Origin of the sequence: Gordonia sp. (in: high G+C Gram-positive bacteria) (genome assembly GCF_012515855.1) — a bacterium.
Lineage (GTDB): Bacteria > Actinomycetota > Actinomycetes > Mycobacteriales > Mycobacteriaceae > Gordonia.
The window spans coordinates 1-2,411 of record NZ_JAAYXO010000012.1 but is presented as its reverse complement, the minus strand read 5'-3'; the positions used below and the strand labels follow the sequence as shown (position 1 = coordinate 2,411).

Below are 2,411 nucleotides of genomic sequence, written 5' to 3'. Positions count from 1 at the left end.
TCGACATGAGCGAGTACGGAGAGAAGCACAGCGTGGCACGGCTCGTCGGCGCGCCTCCCGGCTACGTGGGCTACGAGGCCGGCGGCCAGCTGACCGAGGCCGTGCGTCGTCGCCCGTACTCGGTGGTCCTGTTCGACGAGGTCGAGAAGGCTCATCCGGACGTGTTCGACGTGCTGCTGCAGGTGCTCGACGAGGGGCGCCTGACCGACGGTCAGGGACGCACGGTGGACTTCCGCAACACCATCCTCATCCTGACGTCCAACCTGGGCGCCGGCGGTGACAAGGACATGGTGATGGCGGCCGTCCGCGCGGCGTTCAAGCCGGAGTTCATCAACCGACTCGACGACGTCGTCATTTTCGACGCTCTCTCGCCCGAGCAGTTGGTCCGGATCGTCGACATCCAGCTCGACAACCTGGCCCAGCGGCTGCGCCAGCGTCGCCTGGAGCTCGCGGTCACGCCGAAGGCCAAGGCGTGGCTGTCTGAGCGCGGCTTCGACCCGCTGTACGGCGCGCGCCCGCTGCGCCGCCTGGTGCAGCAGGCCATCGGTGATCAGCTCGCCAAGGCCCTGCTGGCGGGCGACGTCCGCGACGGTGACACCGTCCCGGTCGACGTGAGCGCCGACGGCGAGTCGCTGGTGGTCGGCTGACCTGACTCGAAACGGTCCCGCACCTCGACAGGGAGCGGGACCGTTTGTCGTTGACGGGCGGTGTTCGGAATCTGTGGAATTCACGGTCGTTTCGCCGAACGATCCACAGAACCGATTGCCGACGCGATTCGCGACCCGATCACTCCTACGGTCGGATCATGGGGATTAGATACTACGCATATGCGTTCAACAGCGACCAGACTGAAGAAGCGATGAAGGACCCGATGCGCTTCGTGTCCAGCGACCCGCTCGCTGACGCGTGGGGGTTCGAGCCGGGCGCGAGCGGTTTCCTGAACGCGACCTGGGAACAGGCCGTCCCGCAGCGGGACATGCTCTACCTCGACAAGGCATGGAAACATCTGCAGGACATCACCGGGCCGTCTGACGGCTCGCCGGTGGGGCCGTCGTACCGAATGTTCGAAGCGACGCCGGGCTGGCATGTCCACGGGCCGTGGAACCGAGCGCTGTCTCCGGACGAGATGGTCGCCATCGCCGAAGACCTTGCCAGGATCACCGATGCGGACGCCACCCGGCGAGTGCGAGCGAACCGCTACTTCGGTCGGAAGGCGAGCACGCCCGACGTCGAGTACGCCTTGTTGTACCTGCACAAGGCGCGAGAGTTCGCCGACGGGCTGGTGCGCGACGGGCGCGGCATGGTGTACACGATCGGATGAGATCGGTGTCGACCATCCGTTCTACCGTCAGCGGTAGAATCGAGGCCATGGCGACGATGAACATCAAGGATCCGCGCGTCCACGAACTCGCCAACGAGCTTGCCGCGCTGCGGGGGTTGAGTGCGACACGGGCCGTCCGGGAGGCGCTGGAGCATGAACTCGAACGTGTGCGACGTGCTGTCGAGGTCGACGTGTCGAAGCTGGCTGCCCTGCAGGCGCGGGCCGCGCAGACGTCGGATCGCTGGCTGACCGACGCCGACCTGTACGACGACGCCGGGCTTCCCCGATGATCATCGACACCTCGGCTGCTGTCGCGCTGTTGCGGGGCGAGTCGGATGCCGCGGCGATGGTCGAGGCGATGAGTGCCGCTCCCCGGTTGGGCATGTCCGCGGCGTCCGTACTCGAACTCGCGATCGTCACGGCGGTCTCAGGGCCGGAGCTGGTGGACGACTTTCTGCGGGATCTCCGCATCGAGGTCGTCGCCGTCGACGCAGAACACCTTCGGTGGGCGCGGATCGCCCACGCGCGGTACGGGCGCGGATCCGGCTCGCAGGCGAAGTTGAACTTCGGAGACTGCCTCGCCTACGGCGCCGCGAAGGCCGAAGGTCGTCCGCTGCTGTTCAAGGGGTCGGACTTCGTTCACACAGATGTGGAATCGGTTCACTGACCGTTCACGAATCCGTATTGCCTGCCCGACGGGGAGGTGCCTACCGCGGGCAGAACGATGTCGCGATGCCCATCACGGTCTGCAGCGGAGTGCCGCGCAGACCGAGGTCCCACGAGACGCCCTTGACGATCTGGAGGCACTGGTCGTACCTGGGAACGACCGAGTTGTCGACGCGCACGGCGACCTTGTTGTCGCCGCCGACGAGGTTGGTGGTGACCTTCTCGGTGGTCTCAGGCTTCGGCGAGGTCTCGGTGCCGTCCTCGGTCTCCGGCGAGGTCACCTTGGTGCCCTCGCAAGTGCCGGAGACGGTGTAGGTGGTCTTGTTGAACAGGCCGCGGAAGTTGGCGATGCCGGTGTTCTGGTTCAACGCGGTGAGTTTCACGTCGCGCTTGTAGGTGACGGTGCCCTTCTTCTTGTCCGGGC

5 protein-coding genes are annotated in these 2,411 nt (G+C 66.2%); 4 read left to right on the top strand and 1 reads right to left on the bottom strand.

The features are described from left to right. From GX543_RS00645 to GX543_RS00630, 4 genes are all read left to right on the top strand, one after another. On the top strand, positions 1-647 hold a 647-nt coding region (locus GX543_RS00645), incomplete at its 5' end, for an AAA family ATPase (RefSeq protein WP_290849109.1). Between the two features lie 158 nt (positions 648-805). Next, entirely contained in the window at positions 806-1,321 is a 516-nt protein-coding gene (locus tag GX543_RS00640) for a DUF1877 domain-containing protein (protein WP_290849107.1), read from the top strand. Positions 1,322-1,368: 47 nt separating this feature from the next. Continuing rightward, positions 1,369-1,611: a type II toxin-antitoxin system VapB family antitoxin gene (locus GX543_RS00635; RefSeq protein WP_290849106.1), complete on the top strand. Its 243-nt coding sequence runs from the start codon at positions 1,369-1,371 to the stop codon at positions 1,609-1,611. Beyond that, complete coding sequence (locus GX543_RS00630) at positions 1,608-1,988, top strand: type II toxin-antitoxin system VapC family toxin (protein WP_290849105.1); 381 nt, start codon at positions 1,608-1,610, stop codon at positions 1,986-1,988. Before GX543_RS00635 ends, GX543_RS00630 begins: the two co-directional genes overlap by 4 nt. A gap of 40 nt (positions 1,989-2,028) precedes the next feature. On the opposite strand, the gene GX543_RS00625 is transcribed toward GX543_RS00630, so the two are convergent. Then, positions 2,029-2,411, bottom strand: a 383-nt coding sequence (locus tag GX543_RS00625; protein ID WP_290849104.1) for a hypothetical protein, incomplete at its 5' end; no start/stop codon positions are given.